Below are 21,179 nucleotides of genomic sequence, written 5' to 3' on the forward strand. Positions count from 1 at the left end.
TTAGCGGAGAAATGCTGCCTGTCAGCAGCCTGAGCCTGTCATGAAGTTTATTGTTCGATTGTTTGCAGAGATCACCATCAAAACCCGTCCGGTTCGCAATCAGCAGATCAGGCAGTTAAAGAAAAATATCCGCACCATACTGAGCTACCTGGATGAAGGGGTAGAGGTCAGTGGTAACTGGGATATGATCGAGGTGACCAGCAGTGCCGATGCCTCTGCGCAAGTGAATGCGCAGATCAGTGATACGCTGACCTGCATACCTGGCATCAGCTATTTTCTGGAGGCACGCGAATATCTGCTGGAGGATTTCGATACCATCTGCAGGCAGACCCTGACTGAGGTAGGCGACAGCCTTCGTGGCAACTCCTTTTCCGTGCGTGTGCATCGGACCGGACATCATGATTTTCGCTCGATCGATCTGGAACGCTATGTTGGCGGCTATCTTAATCAGAACACCGATAATGGCGGCGTCAAACTGAAAGATCCCGACATTCAGGTGATGCTGCAGATCAATCACGATCGCCTGTTCATCGTCAGCCGTCGTCGTGAGGGAATGGGGGGCTATCCGCTGGGTTCACAGGAAGCTGTTGCAACGCTGATCTCGGGTGGTTTTGACTCATCAGTCGCCGCCTATCAGATGCTGCAGCGAGGTATCTGCACTCACTTCATCTTCTTCAGCCTCGGTGGCCGTGCGCACGAAGAGGGTGTCAAGCAGATCGCCTACCACATCTGGAAACGCTATGGCGCCTCGCATAATGTCCGATTTGTCACGGTACCCTTTGAGGGCGTGGTCGAAAATATCCTGACACAGGTGCATAACTCACAGATGGGTGTTGTGCTGAAACGCCAGATGATGAAGTGTGCTGATAAAATCGCGGATCATCTGAAGGCGACCGCGCTGGTCACGGGAGAGGCGATCTCTCAGGTCTCCAGCCAGACGCTGACCAATCTGCAGGTGATCGATCGCAGTATTGATCGCTTGATCCTGCGTCCTCTGATTGCCACCAACAAGCAACGCATCGTTGATGAAGCCAAGCATATCGGTACGGCGGACTTTGCCGCTGCCATGCCGGAATACTGCGGCGTGATCAGTCGCAAGCCGACCACGCGCGCAAAACTTCAAGTGGTAGAGGCGGAGGAGTCGAAGCTCGATCCGGCGGTGATAGAGGCGGCGCTGAGCAATGCACGTTATCAGCCGATCTCCAAAGTAATGGAGGATTTCGAGAGCCTGCCCGATGTTTGCACGGCTGATATCACCGTTGCTTCAGCACAGCCAGTAACCATCATAGACCTGCGTGCACCGGATGAAGTGGAAGCCGCACCGCTGGCAATGACGGATTATGAGCAGATATGTGTACCTTTTTATCAGTTGCACAGCCGTTTTGCCGAACTGGATCAGTCGCGTGAATACTGGCTGTACTGTGATCGAGGCGTGATGAGTCGTTTACAGGCGGTCAATCTGTTGGATGCCGGTTTTAATAATGTGAAGCTGTGCCCGACTGAAATCGTGCAGAAGGCTTCACCCTCCGCTTAGGGTGAAACCTTCCTGCTTCTTATATCGCCGTTAATAGGCGTAATGCAGCTTCAACTCTTCCGGGTGAGGGTTCAGATACACCTGCTGGGCGATATAGGGGTCTTCCCATTCGCCCAGATAGTGTTTCAGCAGGGTCATGGGTACCAGTAGCGGCAACAGGCCCTGACGGTATTTGCTGATCTGGGTGCTCAGTTCCTCGCGTTGCCTGGGCGTCAGCCGTGACGAGAAGTAGCCCTGGATATGCTGCAACACATTGGTGTGACTCTTGCGGGTGGCATGGTGCATCAGTGCACGCATGAACCCTTCAAAATAGGCTGTTGCATCCTGTTCCAGATCGTCTGACAGATTACCCAGCAGTCTGCCCAGTGCGCGGTAACTGTCCTGATGATGCGCCATCACCAGCAGTTTGTAACGACTGTGAAACTGAATCAGCGCATGCCGAGTCAATCCCTCCTGTTTCAGGCGGTGCCAGTCATGATAGGCATAGACACGCGTGATGAAATTTTCACGCAGTACCTGATCATTGAGTCTTCCTTCCTCTTCAACCGGCAATAGTGGCCAGGTGTCCATCAGCTTTTGGGTAAACAGCCCGACTCCCGTCGATGAGGTGGGGCCACCCTTGGCAGGATAGACTTTAACGCGCTCCATGCCACAGGTAGGGGATTTGGCGCAGACAATATAACCACTGAGATAATCCAGCTCAGCGGTTTTCTGCTCGGCATAACTGTGCAGTTGCTCGGTGACATCGAAGCTGTCGTCGCTGGCTCTGGCACGAATGTCACCATCATTATTCACCAGACGGATTGTCTTGCGTGGTGCGCCCATTCCAATGCCCATCTCGGGGCAGGTCGGAATGAAGCTGAACACACTGGACAGCTCATCAAGGCAGTAGCGAGAAGCCTTATGTCCGCCATCATAGCGAACCTTCTGCCCGAGCAGACAACTGCTGATGCCGATCTGGATCTGTTCAGGTTTGAAGTGCGACATATCGGTACCTGCTGAATCATGGAAGTCTTTCAGTATAATACGCAGATAATGACAGTGTGGATCATGAGGTTTTATTGGGATTGTACGTGAGAGGCGGGTCGGGATAGTTGGCCGGACAGGGCGCCCGGCCAACATTCATAAACGGCTTATCAGCGGCTTGGCAGCACAGGCTTAAGCTTGTGATGCATGGCGCGCAGAGACTCTTCAGTGCTTTTCCAGTCGATACAGGCATCAGTGACGGAGACACCGTATTTGAGATCTGCCAGATTGTCGGGGATGTTCTGATTTCCCCACTCCAGGTTACTTTCAATCATCAGACCGATGATCGACTTGTTACCTTCCAGAATCTGGTTGGCAGCATTCTCAGCAACCAGCGGCTGCAGGGCAGGGTCTTTGCTGGAGTTGGCGTGGCTGCAGTCGATCATGATGTTGTTGATCAGACCGGCTTTATCCATCGCCTGTTCGCAGAGCTTCACACTGACGGAGTCATAGTTGGGCTTGCCGTTGCCACCGCGCAGAACAACATGTCCATACTGGTTGCCACGTGTGCGTACGATGGATACCTGACCATCGCCATCTATGCCCAGAAAACTGTGCGGGTGGCTGACAGACTGCATCGCATTGATGGCAACAGTCAAACCACCGTCGGTACCATTCTTGAATCCGACCGCACAGGAGAGGCCGGATGACATCTCGCGGTGAGTCTGAGACTCGGTGGTGCGCGCGCCAATGGCAGACCAGCTGATCAGATCCTGAATATACTGTGGCGAAATGGGATCCAGTGCTTCAGTAGCAAGCGGCAGCCCCATTTCAGACAGGTCGAGCAGCAGCTTGCGTGCAATGTGCAGACCCTCTTCGATATCAAAAGAGTCATTCATGTGCGGATCGTTGATCAAGCCTTTCCAACCGACTGTGGTACGGGGCTTTTCAAAATAGACGCGCATGACCAGATACAATGAATCCTTCACCTCTTCAGACAACGCCTTCAGCCTGCGACCATATTCCAGTGCTGCTTCAGGATCATGAATGGAGCAGGGGCCAATCACCACCATCAGGCGTTTGTCCTTGCGGTCCAGAATATCCTTGATCGTCTGACGGCCGTGCATCACGGTGTTGGCAGCCAGCTCAGTGATCGGAAGTTTGGCTTTGAGGGTTTCCGGGGTAATGATCGGAACGTTCGATTCAATATTCAGGTCTTCTACACGTGTATCACTCATCTTGCTTTCCTGACAGGGTGCTGGTATCCAATACGGCTGTTTATGCCGACTCCAGCTCCTTTTTACCATATTGACTGCGCGCTTATAAGGGGACAAAGGTTTATAATCGGATAAGATGAACGTTTTTTTCATGGCCGTGTCTACGTTGATCATAACCTGCATTCGGGTTCGGTCATTCAATGTCAGATTGAAAGGAAGTTACATTGCATTTCAATGCCGCTAAGAGAGCACTCGGTGCTGTCCTTATTCTGTTGTTCAGTCTGCTGCTGATCTCATCTGCCCAGGCAAGCCTGTTGGGTATCTTCTCGTCATCAGGCAAACAGCATCCATTACCGGTTGAACAGGCCTTCAAACTGCAGGTTGATCTGCCTAATAGCGGTGTTCTACGCCTGAACTGGGCAATCGAGGATGAGTATTATCTGTATCGCGATCATCTGAAGATAGACCTGCCTGAAGGGCTGGAGCTGGTTGCTCAGCAGATCCCGGGTGGAGAACAGAAAGATGACTCTCTGTTTGGCAATGTTACGGTCTGGTATCAGGCGGCAACGGCACAGTTTCTGATCGGCACGGATGGACGTGATCTCAAGGATGCGATGGTCACTATCACCTACCAGGGGTGCTGGGAGGGGGGGATCTGCTATGCACCGGAGCGGGAAACCATCCCGCTGACCGCTCTGCCACTGGCGGCTGGTCTGAGCTGGCCTGATGGCATGGCGCAGGTGACCGATTCCTCAGATATACAATCATCGGCTCCGGCAGCCGCTCCAGTAACTCCGGTAGCAGAGCATGATCGCTTCAGTCAGTTGCTGGCTGGCAAAGGGTTGCTGCTGATTCTGACCGCTTTCTTTGTGGCGGGTCTGGCGCTCTCCTTCACCCCCTGTGTTTTTCCGATGATTCCGATTCTTTCCAGCATCATTGCCGGTCATGGCATGCGGATCACGACAGGGCGGGCGTTCGGTCTGTCACTGGTATACGTACTGGCGATGGCGCTGACCTATACAGTGGCGGGTGTACTGGCCGGGCTGTTCGGCAGTAATATCCAGGCGAGCTTCCAGAATCCCTGGGTGATCGGTGTATTCAGCGCGATTTTCGTACTGTTGGCACTTTCCATGTTCGGTTTCTACGAGTTGCAGCTGCCCTCTGCGTTGCAGACACGCTTCAACCGAGCCAGTCAGGAGCAGCGTGGGGGACATGTTACAGGTGTTGCCGTGATGGGCTTTCTGTCGGCTCTGATTGTTGGTCCCTGCATGGCAGCACCTCTGGCAGGTGCATTGATCTATATTGGCCAGACAGGAGATCCGGTGCTGGGTGGTGCTGCACTCTTCTCCATGTCGATGGGTATGGGCGTACCCCTGCTACTGGTAGGTGCATCGGCCGGGAAGCTTCTACCCAAGGCAGGTGCCTGGATGAATGCGATCAAGGCAGGTTTTGGTGTATCACTGCTGCTGATGGCTGTCTGGATGCTGGATCGGGTGGTATCGATACAAGTGACCATGGCACTGACCAGTGTGATATTGCTGGTGACGGCTGTCTATCTGAATACGCTGGATCGTCTGCATGATAAGGTGTCCGGCTGGCACAAGCTCTGGAAGGGTGTAGGTGTTATCTCGATGATCTATGGTGCCGCGCTGATGGTCGGCCTGTTGTCGGGCGGAAACAGTATGCTCTACCCACTGCAGGGGTTGGCTGGCCCGTCGGCCAGTGAGCGTCAGACCACTTCATTACCCTTCAATACTGTTTATACATCTGATGAGTTGGATGCACAGCTTGCGGTTGCGGAGCGAAACGGTCAGTCGTCGATGCTCTATTTCACGGCTGACTGGTGTGTCACCTGTGCGGAGCTGGATTTCATCACTTTCGCGGATGCACAGGTCCAGAGTCGTCTCGGCCAGGTCAATCTGATCAAAGTGGATATCACCGCGAATGATGACAAGGCGAAAGCGCTTAGCCAGCGCTACAATGTGTTTGGCCCCCCCGCACTGATCTTTTATGATAGTCAGGGGGAGCGGAGGCCTGAGCTGACCGTGTATGGTGTGATACGGCCTGCTGGTCTGCTGAACCAAATTGCTGGATTGTAGTGATCATGAAACTGATGCTACATTTTTATGTTGGTTTATCCATTATCTGTGGGTTTTTTGTGAGCTCGATCCTTGAGCAGCTTGGCGAATTCCAGCAGTAATTCCTTATCATGATCCAGCAGTGCAACAAACACGGCATTAAGCGCGATCTGCCTGCCATCCATTTCACTTTGATCAGCAATTGAAAATATTTCAGTCAGGCTGAAGTCGAGTGCAGCTGCTATACGGTACAGCAAGTCCAGACTTGGCTTTGATTCTCCACGCTCAATTCTGGAAAGGTTTCCAACGTAAGAGTCTGTTTTTTCAGCTAACTGCTGTAGTGTCATGCCTTTTTTAGTCCTGAGGATCTTGAGTGCATTTCCCAGACTCATGATGGTGCTCTCCTGTAACTACGTTCAAAGTGATGTATCTATTCCAAGCCTTGAACATTTCCCTATTTTATTTCTGATCTGTCGGGTTGCGTAACTTATATAACTAACTGCATGTATTTCCTTATTTTTTATTCTAACAACATATTTATATCAATATAATTGAAAAGGCGGTGTAATCATATTGATATGAGTTATATCGTCAATACCTATTAACAGTATAGCCTTTTCGGATTTGGTATTTACTGTGATCTGAAGAAACTAAACATTTATATGGAGGTTGCCCATTTATGGATCACAGAAATAGCCTGAATAGTCACTTCAGAAGTGGTTAACCGGGAGGGGCTGTTTGAACTCGATCGTTCAAAGTAGCAGATTTGAGGTTTAGATGTTATTACTAGCATGTCAATAAAGCTAATGATAATCATTAACAAAAACGCTTGTTTGAATTTTCTCTTCCTGAGCAGCTTGTCTGGTAGTGATCCTGTAACGTCATAAAAAACAGTCAGTATATTTCTCGGTCAATTGAGTTGTGTCTCCACTGAGGTGAGCCTTATGCTGCAAATGCTCTAAAAACAATAAAATTAAATAAAAAATGCTTGTAATGCATATAAATTCGTCTAAAGTGATGTCTTGAAGCAGTGTTCAACAGAAATGGAATGGCTTGTAGTATGGAAGGCACTGATTTTTTGGCAATCAAAAGCGTAATAGAAAATGAGCACTTTGATATAGTGTTTCAGCCCGTTGTCAACATTCAAGAGGGAAGGGTTTTATATTATGAAGTGCTTTCAAGATTTGAAATGCCTGGTTTTGAATCAGGACAGTATCTGAGTACAGAGCAGACCATTCAGCTCATCGAGTCGTGTGATCTTAATTATGATTTTGACTTCAGAGTTCTAAGTAAAGCACTTAAGACTGTAAATGAAATAAGGTCAAAAAATGGATTATATATTTCCGTAGCAGTTAACTTTTGTGCTAAAACAATTTCTGAAGAATCATTTACAAGCGACTTATCATTACTGCTTTTTAAGTATGATATTGAACCAGCCAAACTGGTTATTGAGATCACTGAGCGTGCGGCCTTGAGTGAAAGGTTGCATAGCATAGTTCTTCCTGGTCTTGCTGAGCTTGGCTATTTAATTGCAGCTGATGATTTTATGTCTGGCTATTCAAATTTCAGCGTGCTTTCAGACCCCAATATTAAAATTATCAAGATTGACAAATCTGTGACACATAATCTTGAGAGCTCTGAATTTGCCAGGAAGTTCATGAGAGGAATATTCTTCCTGATTGAGTCTCTGGGGAAGAAAGTGATCGTTGAAGGAGTTGAATCGTCTGCTCAGCACTTGTTTCTGAGTACTATAGGTTGTCAATGCTTGCAGGGGTTCTATTTCTCGAAAGTGATAGCTGCTGAGTGTATTGAGCAGTTTGTAAATGATCTTTCAGTACGTAAGTGGCCGAGTGTTTTCGATGTGTCGGTTGAGGAAGAGGTGATAGCTACATTTTTGTATGATCGCTGATGTTTCAATTATTGGAAAGCTTGTTAATAGTATTATGCATAAACCTAACTGTTTGAAACTACCTGCTTTGATGAACTATGAGGGTTTAAAAGAGCTTAAGAACTACTTTTTCGATATTTCTGATTTTGATGATGTGCTGAGTGTTGATCTATCATCCGTTAATGTAATTGATGGTGTGGGATTGCAATGGCTTCTTATCTTGAGATTTTTCTTATTGAATAAAGGCGTGACAGTAGAGTTTATGCCTCAGCCCCTGATGTTGGACAAGCTTTTCTCTATGATAAACTTTGTGGCCAAAACGCATATCAGTTGTCTTGATAATAACAAGAAATTGGTTCGTAGAAATGCTGCACCAAGGCCACAGCAGTCAAAGGTTTATGACTTAAGCAGGGTGGACAATATCATCGATGGAAAAAAGTACAGCTATCGTATCGATATCAGACCACACCTGCACTCATTTCGTGAAGGGGCAGATTTTGTCCCGATATTACATGAGTTGCAAGGGCTTGGTGAGTGCCATATTTCATCTTTCATCAATAGATCCTTAAATGAAAAGGACTTTGATCTATATGACTGTTATCTGGAATTCTCTGTTTTAATCACCAGCTCTTACACTATTGATATACTGGAAGAGGTGTTCTTTTTTGTTCAGGATCAATGGGATGTATATATTGTTCAGATAGGGAGCTGATAGAGGCTCCGCGTTCATATCGCGTCACCCCCGCGCCAGTCAGTTACGACATCAGCATCGTCAACCAGCCATGGTATAAAGGAATACCGATCATCACATTGAAAGGAAAGGTCAGGCCCAGTGCTGCCAGCATCGCCAGACCAATATCCGCTTCAGGAATCGCGTTTCGAATAGCCGCCGGTGCGGCAATGTATGAAGCACTGGCTGTCATCGTTGCCAGGATCAGCGTTGATCCGATCGGCAGTGCCAGCCAGATCCCCATCAGCATACCGCTCATCGCCAGAATCGGCGGTGCCACCAGTGCGAAGACCAGCACACGCCAGTGACGAGCCGGAAAAGGGCGCAGTGTGGTGGCTGCCGTCAGACCCATATCCAGCAGAAACAGCGCCAGCACTACCTGAAATGCACCTGTCAGCAGTCCTGTTACATCAGCACCATTCACTGGCCCATACATGAAACCGATGACCACACCACCTACCAGCAGGATCACGCCTCGGTTGGTCAGTGCCTCGTGCCACAGACTGCCCAGAGAGCCCTGGCTGGCTGGATTCAAGCGCCGGTAGAGTAACAGTGCCATGATGATAGCCGGCAACTCCAGCATCACCAGATAAAGAGTGACCTCTGGACCGATCGGTAATTGATGAGTCTGGCTGTATGCGAGAGCAACAGCAAAAGTACCTGCACTGACCGAACCATAATGAGCGGCCAGGCTGGCGCTGTTGGCAGAAGACAGTCGTACCACTTTGCGCAACAGCGGCAAAAGAATAAGTGGTGTCAATGCGCCGATCAGAATGACGCCAGCAAGCTCCGGCAGCAGCGACAGGCGTAACTGGCCATGCAGTGCAATACCGCCTTTCAGACCGATTGTCAGCATCAGCATCAGGCTCAGCAGGTCATAGGCTGCTTTGGGAACGACCAGGTCTGAGCGCACAAGCCCGGCAATCAGACCCAGTAGAAAAAACATCACGATAATATCCGGCACGGGGTTTTGCCTCCTTTGTCCATGTTCAGGTTGTCGCGCATTCTGCCCATGATTATATATTTATGCTAATTAAACTCTTGCTGGTAATATATAGATAATTATCTATGGAGATTGTGATGAAATTGCGTCATCTGACTTTCAGATTACTGGAAGTCTATGTCAGTGTAGTACGCCATGGCAGCATCAGTGAGGCAGCCAGACAGTTGCATCTGACGCAGCCCACCGTCTCACTGCAACTCAAGCGGCTGAGTGAAGCGGTGGGAGAGCCGTTGCTGGAGCATACACGGGGCCAGTTGCACTTGACTGATGCGGGGCAGGTGCTCTATCGGGCCTGTCAGGATATGCTGGGCCGCTTTGATGACCTGCAGGATAATCTGCTGGAGCTTAAAGGGGGGCATAGCGGGCGTTTCAGTATTGCGATGGTGAATACTGCGCAGTATGTGATGCCGCGTCTGCTTGGGCCTTTCAGTCAGGACTATCCCGAGGTGGATGTTACAGTCGAGATAGGCAACCGCGAGCAGGTGCTGCATCGTTTCCACCAGCAACTGGATGATATCTATATATTCAGCCACCCCCCATCGCTGGAGCATGCGGCGGCTGCGAGATTTCTGCGTAACCCCCTGATCATGATTGCTGCAGAGGAGCATCCACTAGCCGGCGCTGATGAGATAAGCCTGCCAAGGTTGCTGGAGGAGCGATTCCTGCTGCGCGAACCCGGTTCAGCTACACGAATGCTGTTTGACAGCTGGCTGCAGACACGCGGGCTGCAGCTTCACCGCAGTCTACAGATGGCGAGTAACGAGGCGATACGTGTCGGTGTCGCGGCGGGAATGGGGGTGGCAGTGGTATCACAGCATGTCTTGCCCAAGGGGCTGACGGGTATTGTGCCGTTGCAGGTGGAAGGGATGCCACTGGAGAGTCACTGGCACTTCATCGTTCGCCGGGATCGTCGGCTGCCTTATGCTGCTCGACGCTTCCTGATCCACGCGGATGATCATCTGGAGTCCTGTCTTGATCCGGCCTATGTTTGCCATGAAACCCGACAATTGTTGGCGCAGCTGGGGATATCCTGAAGGATATAGCCAAGCGCTTTATCTCTCGAGTTGGTGTTGTGGGCGCTGTCTGGGTTTAGAGGTGAATGAGCCGGAATACAGTGGCTGTATTCCGGCTCGTTTTAGACTCCGCAGATCAGAGTTATATCGTCAGCTCTGCAGCTCAGGCAAGTCCTTGAACAGCTCAAGCGCTTCCGGATTGGCCAGTGCATCCTTGTTCTTGACCACTTCACCCAGTACGACCTTGCGCACGGCCAGCTCGACGATCTTACCGCTGATGGTGCGCGGAATATCACTGACCTGAATCACTTTGGACGGTACATGGCGCGGTGTGGTGCTGGCGCGAATCGTTTCCTTGATCTTCTTGATCAGCGCATCGTCCAGGGTAAAGCCATCTTTCAGACGCACAAAGAGTACGACACGGACATCATTGTCCCAGGGTTGGCCGATACAGAGACTTTCCAGAACTTCATCCACTTTTTCCACCTGGCGATAGATCTCGGCAGTGCCGATACGCACGCCACCCGGATTCAGAACAGCGTCTGAGCGACCGTGGATGATCACGCCATCATGGCTGGTGATCTCGCCATAATCGCCGTGAGCCCAAATGTTGTCATACAGATCGAAGTAGGCGCTGCGGAATTTGCTCTCATCCTCATCATCCCAGAAGCCGATCGGCATGCAGGGGAAGGGTTTGGTGCAGACCAGCTCACCTTTCTCACCCTGAACCGGCTGGCCGTTGTCATCAAAGATCTCGACCGCCATTCCCAGACCGCGACACTGAAGCTCACCGGCCCAGACCGGGCGAATCGGGCAGCCCAGAGCAAAGCAGGAAACGATATCGGTACCGCCCGAGATGGAGGAGAGCTGCAGGTCCGCTTTGATATCACGATAGACATACTCAAAGCTCTCGTGGGCCAGAGGTGAACCGGTCGAGAGCACAGCCTTCAGGCGGCTGAGATCATATTTCGCGCGGGGAATGACCTCGGCTTTTTCCAGTGCAGCTATATACTTGGCACTGGTGCCGAATACGCTGATCCCTTCCTGCTCTGCAATATCCCACAGGACGGTTGGGCGGGGTGCGAAAGGGGAGCCATCAAACAATACGACTTTGCAACCGACAGCCAGACCACTGACCAGCCAGTTCCACATCATCCAGCCACAGGTGGTGTAGTAGAAGAGAGTGTCGTCCCGATCCAGATCTGTGTGCAGCATATGCTCTTTCAAATGCTGAATCAGCGTGCCGCCGACACTGTGTACGATGCATTTGGGTACACCGGTGGTTCCTGATGAGTACATCACATAAAGTGGGTCATCAAAGGCAACCTGCTCAAAGGTTATCTCGGTGGCCTCGGTATCGACAAAGTCCTGCAGCAGTATGGCGTTTTTCAGCGGGCTGATATCCGGATTCTCATCCATGTAGGGCACAACGATGATCTTCTCAACTGAGTGCAGCAGATCGGCGATTTCACTGACGCGCTCGATGCTGCTGAGGACCTTGCCGTTGTAGCGATAGCCATCGGCAGTGAACATCACCTTGGGTTTGACCTGACCGAAACGATCAATCACGCCGTTGATACCAAAGTCGGGCGAGCAGGAGCTCCACACCGCCCCGATGGAGGTAGTAGCCAGCATGGCAACGACCGTGTCAGCGATATTGGGCATGAACCCTGAGACGCGATCTCCTTTAGTGATCCCCTGCTTACGCAGAGCACTGGCCAACTGAGCAACACGGGTATAGAGCTGAGCATAGCTGAGCTCTACTCGATAGTTGGTTTCTCCGCGAAATACCAGTGCGGGGCGATCATCGCGATAGCGCAGCAGGTTCTCGGCAAAATTCAGTCGTGCCTGCGGGAACCAGGTGGCGCCGGGCATTTTGTCACCATCCAGCAGCACCTGATCACCTTTATTGCTGGCGATGATGCCGGAGTAATCCCAGAAGCTGTTCCAGAAGGTTTCGTGTTGATCAACGCTCCAGCGATAGAGATCGTCATAATGGCCCATCTTGAGATTATGCTGCTGATTCATGGCCTGCATGAAATGGTACATCCGGGTTGACTGGATGCGCTCTGAGCTGGGTGTCCAGAGTGGTGTTGACATTGACCTCTCCTATTATTGTTGGGTCATACCCTCTGTTTAAACGCAGAAACACTTTGCTTCAGGCAATGCGGTAAACAGCAGGGTGAACGACTTTATGAAATTAGCGAAGAAAGTTTTTGCTGATATGTCTGAAGCTGTCAGTGGCGGCTTTCTGCATCCATTCAAAGGCGACCATTTCCCGGCTGACCACCTCAACGCCGTTCTGGCGGAAACGGGCAAGCGCCAGCTCCTTGTCGTGGAGGCTGCGCGATGAAACACAGTCAGCGACAACAAACACTTCATGGTTCTGCTGCTTCAGCTCAAGCGCTGTCTGCAGAACGCAAACGTGTGATTCCATGCCGATGATGATGACTTGCGAATAGGGTTGGATCATGGCGCGGCACTGAGACTCGGTTGCACAGGAAAAGTAGACCTTCTCCATAACGGTTTCAGACGGCAGAATCGCTTTCAGAGAGTCAATGGTGTGGCCAAGTCCCTGAGGGTATTGTTCGGATGTCAGGATGGGAATTTGCAACTCTTTTGCCACTTCTATGAGCCAGCGGCAATTGTTGATCATCTGTTCGCTTTCATAAACGGCGGGAACAAGTTTCCCTTGAATATCAACAACCAAGAGGCAGGATGTATCGGGCTTGATTAACATAAAAGTATCCTGATTATTTTTTTTGTCATCTACTTTGCAGCGATAATAGCATTGCTGCACTGCAAAATGAAACGGCTTTTTTGTGAGCATTCCGCATCAGGAGGCTTTTCCACAGTGGGTCAGTCTATTCTCGGACAGCCTCCTGGGATGATACCTGTTGCATCACGTCTTATTGATGCATTCTGCGGAACAGGTCTTTTCATCAGGTGTATATAATACAGTTTCAGACGGTAAATAATCACTTTGTGTATCGTAAAACTTGAATGTATGCTGTGACCCGACAGTTCGCCTTAAGCAGGCTATGCTGAGTCATTATCAGGAGTCATTTATGAAAGTCTATGCAATTGATGGCATCACGCCGGTGGTTGATCCAACAGCGTTTGTGCATCCGACTGCCGTGCTGATCGGTGATGTGATTATCGGGCCACGCTGCTATGTCGGTCCTGCCGCGTGTCTGCGTGGTGATTTTGGTCGTCTGGTGCTGGAAGAGGGCGCCAATATTCAGGATACCTGCGTCATGCATGGTTTTCCGGGCACGGATACGATTGTTGAACAGGATGGGCATATCGGACATGGTGCGGTGCTGCACGGCTGTATCATCAAGCGCAATGCCCTGGTCGGCATGAACGCGGTGGTAATGGATGGTGCAGTCGTGGGTGAGTCAGCAATGGTAGCCGCCATGGCATTCGTCAAGGCCAAATTTGTCGTGCCGGACAGAACGCTGGTTGCTGGTTCTCCGGCACGGATTATCCGTGAATTGTCGGATCAGGAGATCGGCTGGAAGGAGCTGGGCACGAAGCAGTATCAGGATCTGGCGATTCGCAGTCTGAATACCATGCAAGAGGTTGAGGCCCTGACAGAGGTGGAGCCGGATCGCAAGCGCATGAGCTTTGATGACGACGTACTGCCGCTGTATCAGTTGAAGGAGAAAGAGGGTAGCTGAAAGGTCTGGACATATCCTATCCCGGACGCCCTTGGGTGAGACGCCGTGAACGCATCCCCTGCAGGCTTGAAAACCGCATCCATGCGGCATACCCTCACCCCGGGCCTCAGGGATATGCTTGCACAAACAAATAGTTGGCAGCGAAAGCACGGATTCAGGATCTACTCAGTGGTGCTCTATTCTTTGGAGCTGACAAAATGTGGCCAGTATTTCTGCACCACCGGCCCGCTACTGTCGAAGGTGTGGCAGCTGTTCAGCAGTGGTGGCGGTTCAGCGCCGGCATCCCAGTTGCCCTTGTCTCTGTCCTGGCGCGCCTGATGCGTTGCCTGATAAGCCGTGGTGGCCAGTGGCCCCAGCAGCTCCACCAGATGAGTGCAGCCCTGTACACCACCGAAAAGGCTACGGGTTTTTTTGGTGAATCCAGACTCAATCTTGAGGCCTATCAACTGACGATAAGCATCAGCAATTGAAGGGCATAGATCAAACGGCGTGAAGTCCATGCTGGCTTCGGCGTCGAGAATATTCAGATCAAGATCCACCGTGATGCGAAGCGCCATACCGTGCAGGGGCTCACCGACCGGGATATAGCCATCATTGCGTTCGATACAGCGCATCCTGAAGGTTTTGGTATCAGTGAGATGGCCCTCGATATCCCATAGGCCATCATCGCGCAGATAACCCTGGCAGATCACTTCTCGGGTATGTTGCAGGCTTCTTGAAACAGGTTGTGAAAGTGGCATAAGGGTCCAGACGGAAATGGGTTACAGACACTCAGTACTGAATGCAGAGCCATTTAAGAGTGGTTGCTTCAGTGCTGATCTATTTCGCAGCCGCGATCAGTTGATCAAGCCGGCGAAACTTCTCTCTCGGTTTACCGGCAGTGGCGCGCGCTGTTTCCGCCGCATCGATTTTCTGCCAGTCGGCATAGCTCAGCGGGCGGACACCACGCTGCTCAAGCAGGGCTGAGATGGCATCAAAACCTTCAACTGGTGCTGTAACAGGGTGGTGTTGCAGGTCGGACATTATTTTTTTAGCGACCGTCATGGCATCGACGCGGCTATTGGGGATCACACCCTGCGGGCCATGCTGGCTCCAGCCCAGAGTGTAAACGCCCGGTTCAACCCGACCATCGAGGTTGGATATGATACCGCGTTTTTCATCAAAGGGCATGCCTTGAATCGCAACTGAGCGATAGCCGATTGCACTAATAAGCGTATCCAGCGGGAGTTCTGAGACCGGGCTTTCCGGCTCATCTGTAGGATGACCGTTTGTCAGCACAGTTTTCTTCAATTCAAGTGCGCTTAACCGTCCCTGATCTGATTTCAGCCGGACAGGCGTCTGCTGAAACAGCAGATGCAGCCGGACCGGCTTGCTGCTTGTCTCTCTGGATGCAAACTCATGCAGCAGATCAAGGTTTTTCTGCTGGCGAATTCTGTCCTTAGGGTCTGCTTCCTCAGGTACCGTATCGGGTAGTTGTGACTTGTCGAGACATACTGCGCACTGCTCCAGCTCACCGATCTCTTTCAGTTCCATCGGTGTGAAGCTGGCCTGCAGCGGACCACGACGGCCAATCAGGTAGATCTCCTCAATGCCAGCCGCGCGAATGGTCTGCTCTGCAGTCGGATCGATATCAGAAGAGGCCATCTCGGCAGGTGATTTGGCCAGTATACGCACGATATCGAGGGCAACATTGCCATTGCCGATGATCGCGACTCTGCGCCCAAGATGGGGGGCAAGCTCCGCCTGATCTGGGTGGGCGTTGTACCAGCAGGCAAATGCACCTGAACCATAGACGCCTGTGATGTTAACTCCAGAGCGATTAACTCCAGAGCTTTGATCCCCCTGAAGCGATTCACCTGGAATACCCAGTTGACGATCCTGCAAGGCACCGGTGGCGGCTATCACCAGGTGATAATGCTGCTTCAGCTCGTCGTAGCTCAGGTTCTGGCCTATCTCGACATGCCCGATAAAGCGGACATTGGGCAGCTGTAGTGTCCGGTCCAGTTGGCGGGTGATCTGCTTTGTTATCTGATGATCCGGTGCCACTCCGGCCCGCACCAGACCGAAGGGTGTGGGCAGGCGCTCAAAAAGGTCAATCTGCACAGACGGCAGCTTTTTGCTCAGAATATCAGCGATATAACAGCCGGATGGGCCGCTGCCGATAACCGCTATCTGCAGCGTCGGCTGTACGGATGGTTCAATCACTTACAGTCCACCAAAGCGTTTATAGAAGCGCGGCGCTGGCTCCGGAAGTGGGCCATCTGCCGTTTCCTGAGATTCACTCAGATACTGATCCGCCTGCGCGTGGATCAGACGATAGATATTGCGACACAGAATCCGAGCCGAGGTACCGGTCCAGTCAGCCGGAAGCAGCTTCTCTGGCAACAGAGGGTCGCGCAGCAGAATTCGACGGTAATAGTGAATCATCAGCGTGCGTAACTGGAAACACTGCTCTGGGCTGAGATCATCGGCCTGCTCAACAGCGCGCAGAATAGGGCGGAAGTAGTTGAGGAAGGTTTGATAATCTTCAGACAGCTGTTGCAGATTCCAGCACTCATGCACCAGTTGCTTCATCGTAGTCGATGTATGGCTACCGACCATCTGAGATTTCATATGTATCACTTCACCGGTGACGCATAGATCCTGCAGGGTGTTGTTCAGCTCCTGAGTATCGGCCATGGGGTGTCCCATCAGTCCCGGTGCGATGTTACCAAACCCCTGCCACTCCAGCTCCTTCTTCACCACCTTGCGTAACTCATTGTCGAGTTGGGTCGTGATCACCAGATCCCACTGACCATCCCACTCTGGGTGCAGTGCTGCGTAGATACGACGAAATGCGCTTTCAAAGCGTTTGCGACCACTGTCGGTAAGGCTGTAATAGCTGCGTCTGCCAACCTGTGATGATGTGAGCCAGCCTTCACGTGTAAGACGGAAGATGGAGGTTCGCACCAGGCGCTGATTCAGTCCGAGTGGCTCCAGCAGCTTGATCAGGCTGCCCATCCATACGGTACCACCGCGGGGGGCAATGGAGTCGCCATAGATAGTGATGATGAGTGACCCGCCACGAATCGGACGCTGATCCTGAAAGGTTTGGATGAGTTCGTCAATACAACGTAGTTTTGTCATGAGAATGATAGGGCAACTGCTGCTGATGAAAGGAAGGCCTGAAGTGTAAGTTGAATTGGCGAGGTCTTCAATATGAGTAATTTCCCCATATTTCTGTATCAGATTGAAGGCAGTTTCTGGACCGCTGGTGTATAGACTCTTTCCTCGGAAGAAATAATCAATAAATTATTGATAATAATGAAAAAATAATATCCTGCTGATTTTGACAATAGTTTCATATGTAACTAATATCGAATCATTCTTTTGTGCAACTGATTCAAAATAACAAACAGGAAATGTCCATGATCGAAATCAAACAGATACACCACGTTGCTTATCGCTGTCATGATGCCAAGGAAACGGTTGAGTGGTACAAGGATAAGCTGAATATGGACTTTCTGGTGGCTATTGCCGAGGATAAAGTACCCTCTACCAAAGAACCTGATCCCTATATGCATCTGTTTCTTGATGCCGGGCAGGGTAATATTCTTGCGTTCTTTGAGATCACCAACCAGCCGACCATGAGCAGGGATCCGAATACTCCTGCATGGGTTCAGCATATTGCCTTCGAAGTGGCAGATGAGCAGGCCCTGATGGATGCCAAGGCCGAACTGGAGGGCAAGGGCGTTGATGTACTCGGGCCAACCGATCATGGCATCATCAAATCTATATACTTCTTTGATCCCAATGGCCACCGCCTTGAACTGACCTGTCGACTGGGCACCGCAGAGCAGATGCAGCAACTGAAAGAGGTTGCGCCGGTGATGCTGGAGGAATGGTCGAAAACCAAGACAGTGCCGAAGCATGCAGCCTGGCTGCACGAGAAAGAGTTCTCGAATACCTGATTATCTCCACCTTCAAAGCTTTAACAGAGGGCAGTCTGTAATGGCTGCCTGATGCCCTTTTCCACCTCATTTATCTCCTGCTTCCTGTCCGCTTACGATCATGTGAATTCTGCAGGAAATATCTTTCAAAAAATACTTTACATATGAAATGATCAGATCTAATCTAATTAGAACTAAACCTGTTTTCCGACTATAGTTGAAGCAAGGTCCGGTTATCAGGATCCGAGCAGGAGTTGAGAATGAAGATTACGGTAGTGGGCGGTGGTCCCGGTGGGCTCTACTTTGCGCTCTTGACAAAAAAGGCTCGCCCAGACTGGGTGGTCGAGGTTTATGAGCATAACAGGGCGGATGACACCTTCGGCTTTGGTGTGGTTTTTTCTGACGAGACGCTGGGCGAGTTCCTGTCGCGTGATCCGCAATCCTATGAGCGCCTGAGAACAGGTTTTGCCTACTGGGATGATATTGCCATCCACTACAAGGGGAATGAGATTCGCTGTGGCGGTAACGGGTTCTGTGGTACATCCCGTTTTGCGCTGCTGGCCCTGCTGCATGATAGATGCCGTGAGGAAGGGGTTGCTCTGCACTTTGGTGAAAGGGTAGAAGCGGCAGATCTCGAAACCCGCTTTGCCGATTCCGACATCATCCTGGCAACCGATGGCATCAACTCCCAGATACGCACACACTATTCTGAACATTTCAAACCCAGCATCACGACGCGATCCAACCGCTTCTGCTGGATGGGTTCAACCCGCCCGATGGATGAGTTCAACTATTTCTTCAAAGAGACCGAGCATGGTGTGATCTGTGCCCATACCTATCAGTATGAGCCGGGCCGTTCCACCTGGGTGTTCGAGATGAATGAGGAGTGCTGGCAGGGGCATGGATTTGAAGAGTTTGACGAACCGGGCAGTGCGGCCAAGCTGGAGAAGATCTTTGCCGATGAGCTGATCGGCCATCCTCTGCTGATCAATCGTTCTTACTGGCGACGCTTTCCGCGTATTTTCTGCGAAAACTGGTACCACAAGAACATCGTGATCCTCGGCGATGCCAAGGCATCAGCACATTTCTCCATCGGTTCAGGAACAAAACTGGCGATGGAGTGTGCCATTGCGCTGTCGGATGCCGTGCTGGAACATGCTGAAACAAGTGTGGAGGCCGCGTTCAAAGCCTATGACGATGAGCGACGTACTCCCTGTCAGGTGATACAGCATAATGCGGATGTGTCGCTGGCCTGGTTTGAGCACATGGAGCGCTCCTTCGATATGGAGCCGATGCAGTTTGCAATGGTGGTGATGTGTCGCGCCAAATCGGTGACCTACGAGAATCTGATCATCCGTGACCCGTCATTTGTCGAAAAAGCAGATAGCGAATGGTACGAACGCTATTATCGAGAAACCGGCTACGATTATCGCAAGGCCCGGCCGACTCCCATGTTCACCCGCTTCAAACTGCGCGACATGGAACTGCCCAATCGCATCGTCATGTCACCGATGGCGCAATATTCGGCGGATCGTGACGGCAATCCCACCGACTGGCACCTGGTTCATTATGCCTCGCATGGCATGGGGGGCATGGGTCTGATCTACACAGAGATGACCTGCCCATCACCCGATGCGCGGATAACACTCGGTTGCCCCGGTATGTGGACGGATGCTCAGGAGCAGCAGTGGAAGCGCATCGTAGAGATGATTCATCAGCACGGTGATACCAAAGTCTGCATGCAGCTTGGGCACTCCGGGCGTAAAGGCTCAACGCAACTCGGTTGGGAGAAGATGGATCACCCGATTGCAGAAGCAGGGGATAACTGGCCGGTTGTGTCAGCCTCGCCGATTCCTTACATGGAAGGTATCAATCAGGTGCCGCTGGAGTTGGATGAGGCCGGCATGGACCGCATCACGACCGAGTTTGTTGATGCGACCCGCCGTGCAGATCGTGCCGGTTTTGATATGGTTGAGCTGCACTGCGCACACGGCTATCTGTTTGCCAGCTTTCTGTCACCGCTGACCAATCAGCGCTCCGATCAGTATGGTGGTTCAATCGAGAATCGGTTGCGCTTTCCGTTGCGGGTATTCCGCGCGATGCGCGAAGTGTTCCCCGCCGGTAAGCCGATGGCCGTTCGTGTATCCGGCTGCGACTGGAAGGAGGGCGGTATCACCGAAGCGGATCTGATTGCGATAGCCGAGGCTTTTCGTGATGCAGGCTGTGATCTGCTGGATGTGTCATCCGGCCAGACAGTGGCGGATCAAAAGCCGACCTATGGCCGCATGTATCAGGCCTATCTGGCCGAAGCGGTGCGCAATGTACCCAAGGTACCGGCCATGACGGTGGGAGCGATCACCGATCCGGCGCAGATCAACACACTGTTGCATACGCGTCGGGCGGATCTTGTGGCACTGGCTCGGCCTCATCTGTGGAATCCGTTTTTCGGTCATCAGGCAGAGGCCTGGTATGGCGTCAGGGATCAGACCTGGCCTAAACCTTATCTGTCGGGCAGGGCTCAGGCGCACAGCGAACAGAAAAAGCAGCGTGAGCGGCTCTATGAGCTGCAAACCAAGGCACGCCCACCCAGCCATGCCATACCTGAGACGGATTAAGCGTGTCGGATCATATCCGAGAGGGGGTGATATATGAGTAGCGTTTTTACCGTTAGCTATCCGGTACGTTTTGCTGATTGTGACCCTGCCGGTATCGCGTTTTATCCGCGTCTGATGGAGATGGGTAACAACCTGGTTGAGGAGTGGTTTGATCGGGCGTTGGATCTGAGCTTTCGAAGAATGCATCTGGAGGGCGATACAGGTGTACCGACTGTGCATCTGGAGGTGGATTTCAGGCGTCCTGCGCAACTGGGCTCAACACTTGAATGGACACTTCGGGTGACTGAGTTGGGGCAAACGTCGGTCAGGTTGCGCTTGCAGGCACGTGATGCCGCAGGGCATTTGACGCTTGAGATCCGGCCGAAGCTGGTGCTGTGTGACATGACTGGGGATGAGCCGACATCCCGCGTGATACCTGATCAGCTGCGTGCGCGCATGCTTGAATATATCGAATAAGTATTTGATAAATAATAATAAGAGTGACTGTGTAGGTGCCCGCTGCAATCATTCAAGGAGACCCAAC

18 protein-coding genes are annotated in these 21,179 nt (G+C 51.5%); 9 read left to right on the top strand and 9 right to left on the bottom strand.

The genetic code is table 11. The annotated features are described in order from the left end of the window. The first annotated feature begins 40 nt into the window (after positions 1 to 40). Positions 41 to 1,534, top strand: coding sequence for a tRNA uracil 4-sulfurtransferase ThiI (thiI, locus tag F7R27_RS07015; RefSeq protein ID WP_151703513.1), 1,494 nt, complete (start codon positions 41 to 43; stop codon positions 1,532 to 1,534). Between the two features lie 30 nt (positions 1,535 to 1,564). On the opposite strand, the gene F7R27_RS07020 is transcribed toward thiI, so the two are convergent. Then, positions 1,565 to 2,521 carry a YbgA family protein gene (locus tag F7R27_RS07020; RefSeq protein ID WP_151703514.1) on the bottom strand — a complete coding sequence of 319 codons (957 nt, stop codon included), beginning with the start codon at positions 2,519 to 2,521 and terminating at the stop codon, positions 1,565 to 1,567. Positions 2,522 to 2,670: 149 nt separating this feature from the next. After that, the gene (locus tag F7R27_RS07025; RefSeq protein ID WP_151703515.1) at positions 2,671 to 3,738 is read right to left on the bottom strand and encodes a 3-deoxy-7-phosphoheptulonate synthase; all 1,068 of its coding nucleotides are present in this window, start codon (positions 3,736 to 3,738) and stop codon (positions 2,671 to 2,673) included. 203 nt (positions 3,739 to 3,941) lie between these two features. On the opposite strand from F7R27_RS07025, the gene dsbD reads away from it, so the two are divergent. Continuing rightward, complete coding sequence (dsbD, locus tag F7R27_RS07030; protein WP_151703516.1) at positions 3,942 to 5,816, top strand: protein-disulfide reductase DsbD; 1,875 nt, start codon at positions 3,942 to 3,944, stop codon at positions 5,814 to 5,816. A gap of 35 nt (positions 5,817 to 5,851) precedes the next feature. Here dsbD and F7R27_RS07035 read toward each other — a convergent pair whose 3' ends face one another. Continuing rightward, positions 5,852 to 6,187 (bottom strand): helix-turn-helix domain-containing protein, encoded by a 336-nt coding sequence (locus F7R27_RS07035; RefSeq protein WP_151703517.1) that lies wholly within the window; start codon positions 6,185 to 6,187, stop codon positions 5,852 to 5,854. A 668-nt stretch (positions 6,188 to 6,855) separates the two neighbouring features. Between F7R27_RS07035 and F7R27_RS07040 the strand changes: the two genes are divergently transcribed. Both F7R27_RS07040 and F7R27_RS07045 read left to right on the top strand, forming a co-directional pair. Further along, entirely contained in the window at positions 6,856 to 7,704 is an 849-nt protein-coding gene (locus F7R27_RS07040; RefSeq protein ID WP_168927450.1) for an EAL domain-containing protein, read from the top strand. Next, positions 7,694 to 8,395 (top strand): hypothetical protein, encoded by a 702-nt coding sequence (locus F7R27_RS07045; protein ID WP_151703519.1) that lies wholly within the window; start codon positions 7,694 to 7,696, stop codon positions 8,393 to 8,395. Before F7R27_RS07040 ends, F7R27_RS07045 begins: the two co-directional genes overlap by 11 nt. 43 nt (positions 8,396 to 8,438) lie before the next feature. Here F7R27_RS07045 and F7R27_RS07050 read toward each other — a convergent pair whose 3' ends face one another. Further along, complete coding sequence (locus F7R27_RS07050; protein WP_151703520.1) at positions 8,439 to 9,377, bottom strand: sodium-dependent bicarbonate transport family permease; 939 nt, start codon at positions 9,375 to 9,377, stop codon at positions 8,439 to 8,441. 116 nt (positions 9,378 to 9,493) lie between these two features. Here F7R27_RS07050 and F7R27_RS07055 point away from each other — a divergent pair, with 116 nt between their 5' ends. Further along, on the top strand, positions 9,494 to 10,450 hold the full coding sequence (locus tag F7R27_RS07055; RefSeq protein ID WP_151703521.1) for a LysR family transcriptional regulator: 957 nt from the start codon (positions 9,494 to 9,496) through the stop codon (positions 10,448 to 10,450). A gap of 129 nt (positions 10,451 to 10,579) precedes the next feature. Here F7R27_RS07055 and F7R27_RS07060 read toward each other — a convergent pair whose 3' ends face one another. Next, a complete protein-coding gene (locus F7R27_RS07060) occupies positions 10,580 to 12,529 on the bottom strand; it encodes an acetoacetate--CoA ligase (RefSeq protein WP_151703522.1) in 1,950 nt (649 codons plus the stop codon). A gap of 100 nt (positions 12,530 to 12,629) precedes the next feature. Continuing rightward, positions 12,630 to 13,259, bottom strand: coding sequence for a hydrolase (locus tag F7R27_RS07065; RefSeq protein ID WP_240776275.1), 630 nt, complete (start codon positions 13,257 to 13,259; stop codon positions 12,630 to 12,632). A 238-nt stretch (positions 13,260 to 13,497) separates the two neighbouring features. Here F7R27_RS07065 and paaY point away from each other — a divergent pair, with 238 nt between their 5' ends. Next, entirely contained in the window at positions 13,498 to 14,112 is a 615-nt protein-coding gene (gene paaY, locus F7R27_RS07070) for a phenylacetic acid degradation protein PaaY (RefSeq protein WP_151703523.1), read from the top strand. A gap of 176 nt (positions 14,113 to 14,288) precedes the next feature. On the opposite strand, the gene F7R27_RS07075 is transcribed toward paaY, so the two are convergent. The 3 genes from F7R27_RS07075 to paaX form a co-directional block, all read right to left on the bottom strand. Continuing rightward, positions 14,289 to 14,852 (bottom strand): DUF2889 domain-containing protein, encoded by a 564-nt coding sequence (locus tag F7R27_RS07075; RefSeq protein WP_151703524.1) that lies wholly within the window; start codon positions 14,850 to 14,852, stop codon positions 14,289 to 14,291. Between the two features lie 79 nt (positions 14,853 to 14,931). After that, a complete protein-coding gene (locus F7R27_RS07080) occupies positions 14,932 to 16,317 on the bottom strand; it encodes an NAD(P)-binding protein (RefSeq protein ID WP_151703525.1) in 1,386 nt (461 codons plus the stop codon). After that, positions 16,318 to 17,238, bottom strand: coding sequence for a phenylacetic acid degradation operon negative regulatory protein PaaX (gene paaX / locus F7R27_RS07085; protein WP_151703526.1), 921 nt, complete (start codon positions 17,236 to 17,238; stop codon positions 16,318 to 16,320). It lies immediately after the preceding gene. 281 nt (positions 17,239 to 17,519) lie between these two features. Here paaX and F7R27_RS07090 point away from each other — a divergent pair, with 281 nt between their 5' ends. From F7R27_RS07090 to F7R27_RS07100, 3 genes are all read left to right on the top strand, one after another. Continuing rightward, on the top strand, positions 17,520 to 18,062 hold the full coding sequence (locus F7R27_RS07090) for a VOC family protein (RefSeq protein WP_151703527.1): 543 nt from the start codon (positions 17,520 to 17,522) through the stop codon (positions 18,060 to 18,062). Between the two features lie 239 nt (positions 18,063 to 18,301). Then, complete coding sequence (locus F7R27_RS07095; protein ID WP_151703528.1) at positions 18,302 to 20,656, top strand: oxidoreductase; 2,355 nt, start codon at positions 18,302 to 18,304, stop codon at positions 20,654 to 20,656. A 33-nt stretch (positions 20,657 to 20,689) separates the two neighbouring features. After that, positions 20,690 to 21,112 (top strand): acyl-CoA thioesterase, encoded by a 423-nt coding sequence (locus tag F7R27_RS07100; RefSeq protein WP_151703529.1) that lies wholly within the window; start codon positions 20,690 to 20,692, stop codon positions 21,110 to 21,112. The last annotated feature ends 67 nt before the right edge of the window (positions 21,113 to 21,179 follow it).

Origin of the sequence: Nitrincola alkalilacustris (genome assembly GCF_008973755.1) — a bacterium.
Lineage (GTDB): Bacteria > Pseudomonadota > Gammaproteobacteria > Pseudomonadales > Balneatricaceae > Nitrincola > Nitrincola alkalilacustris.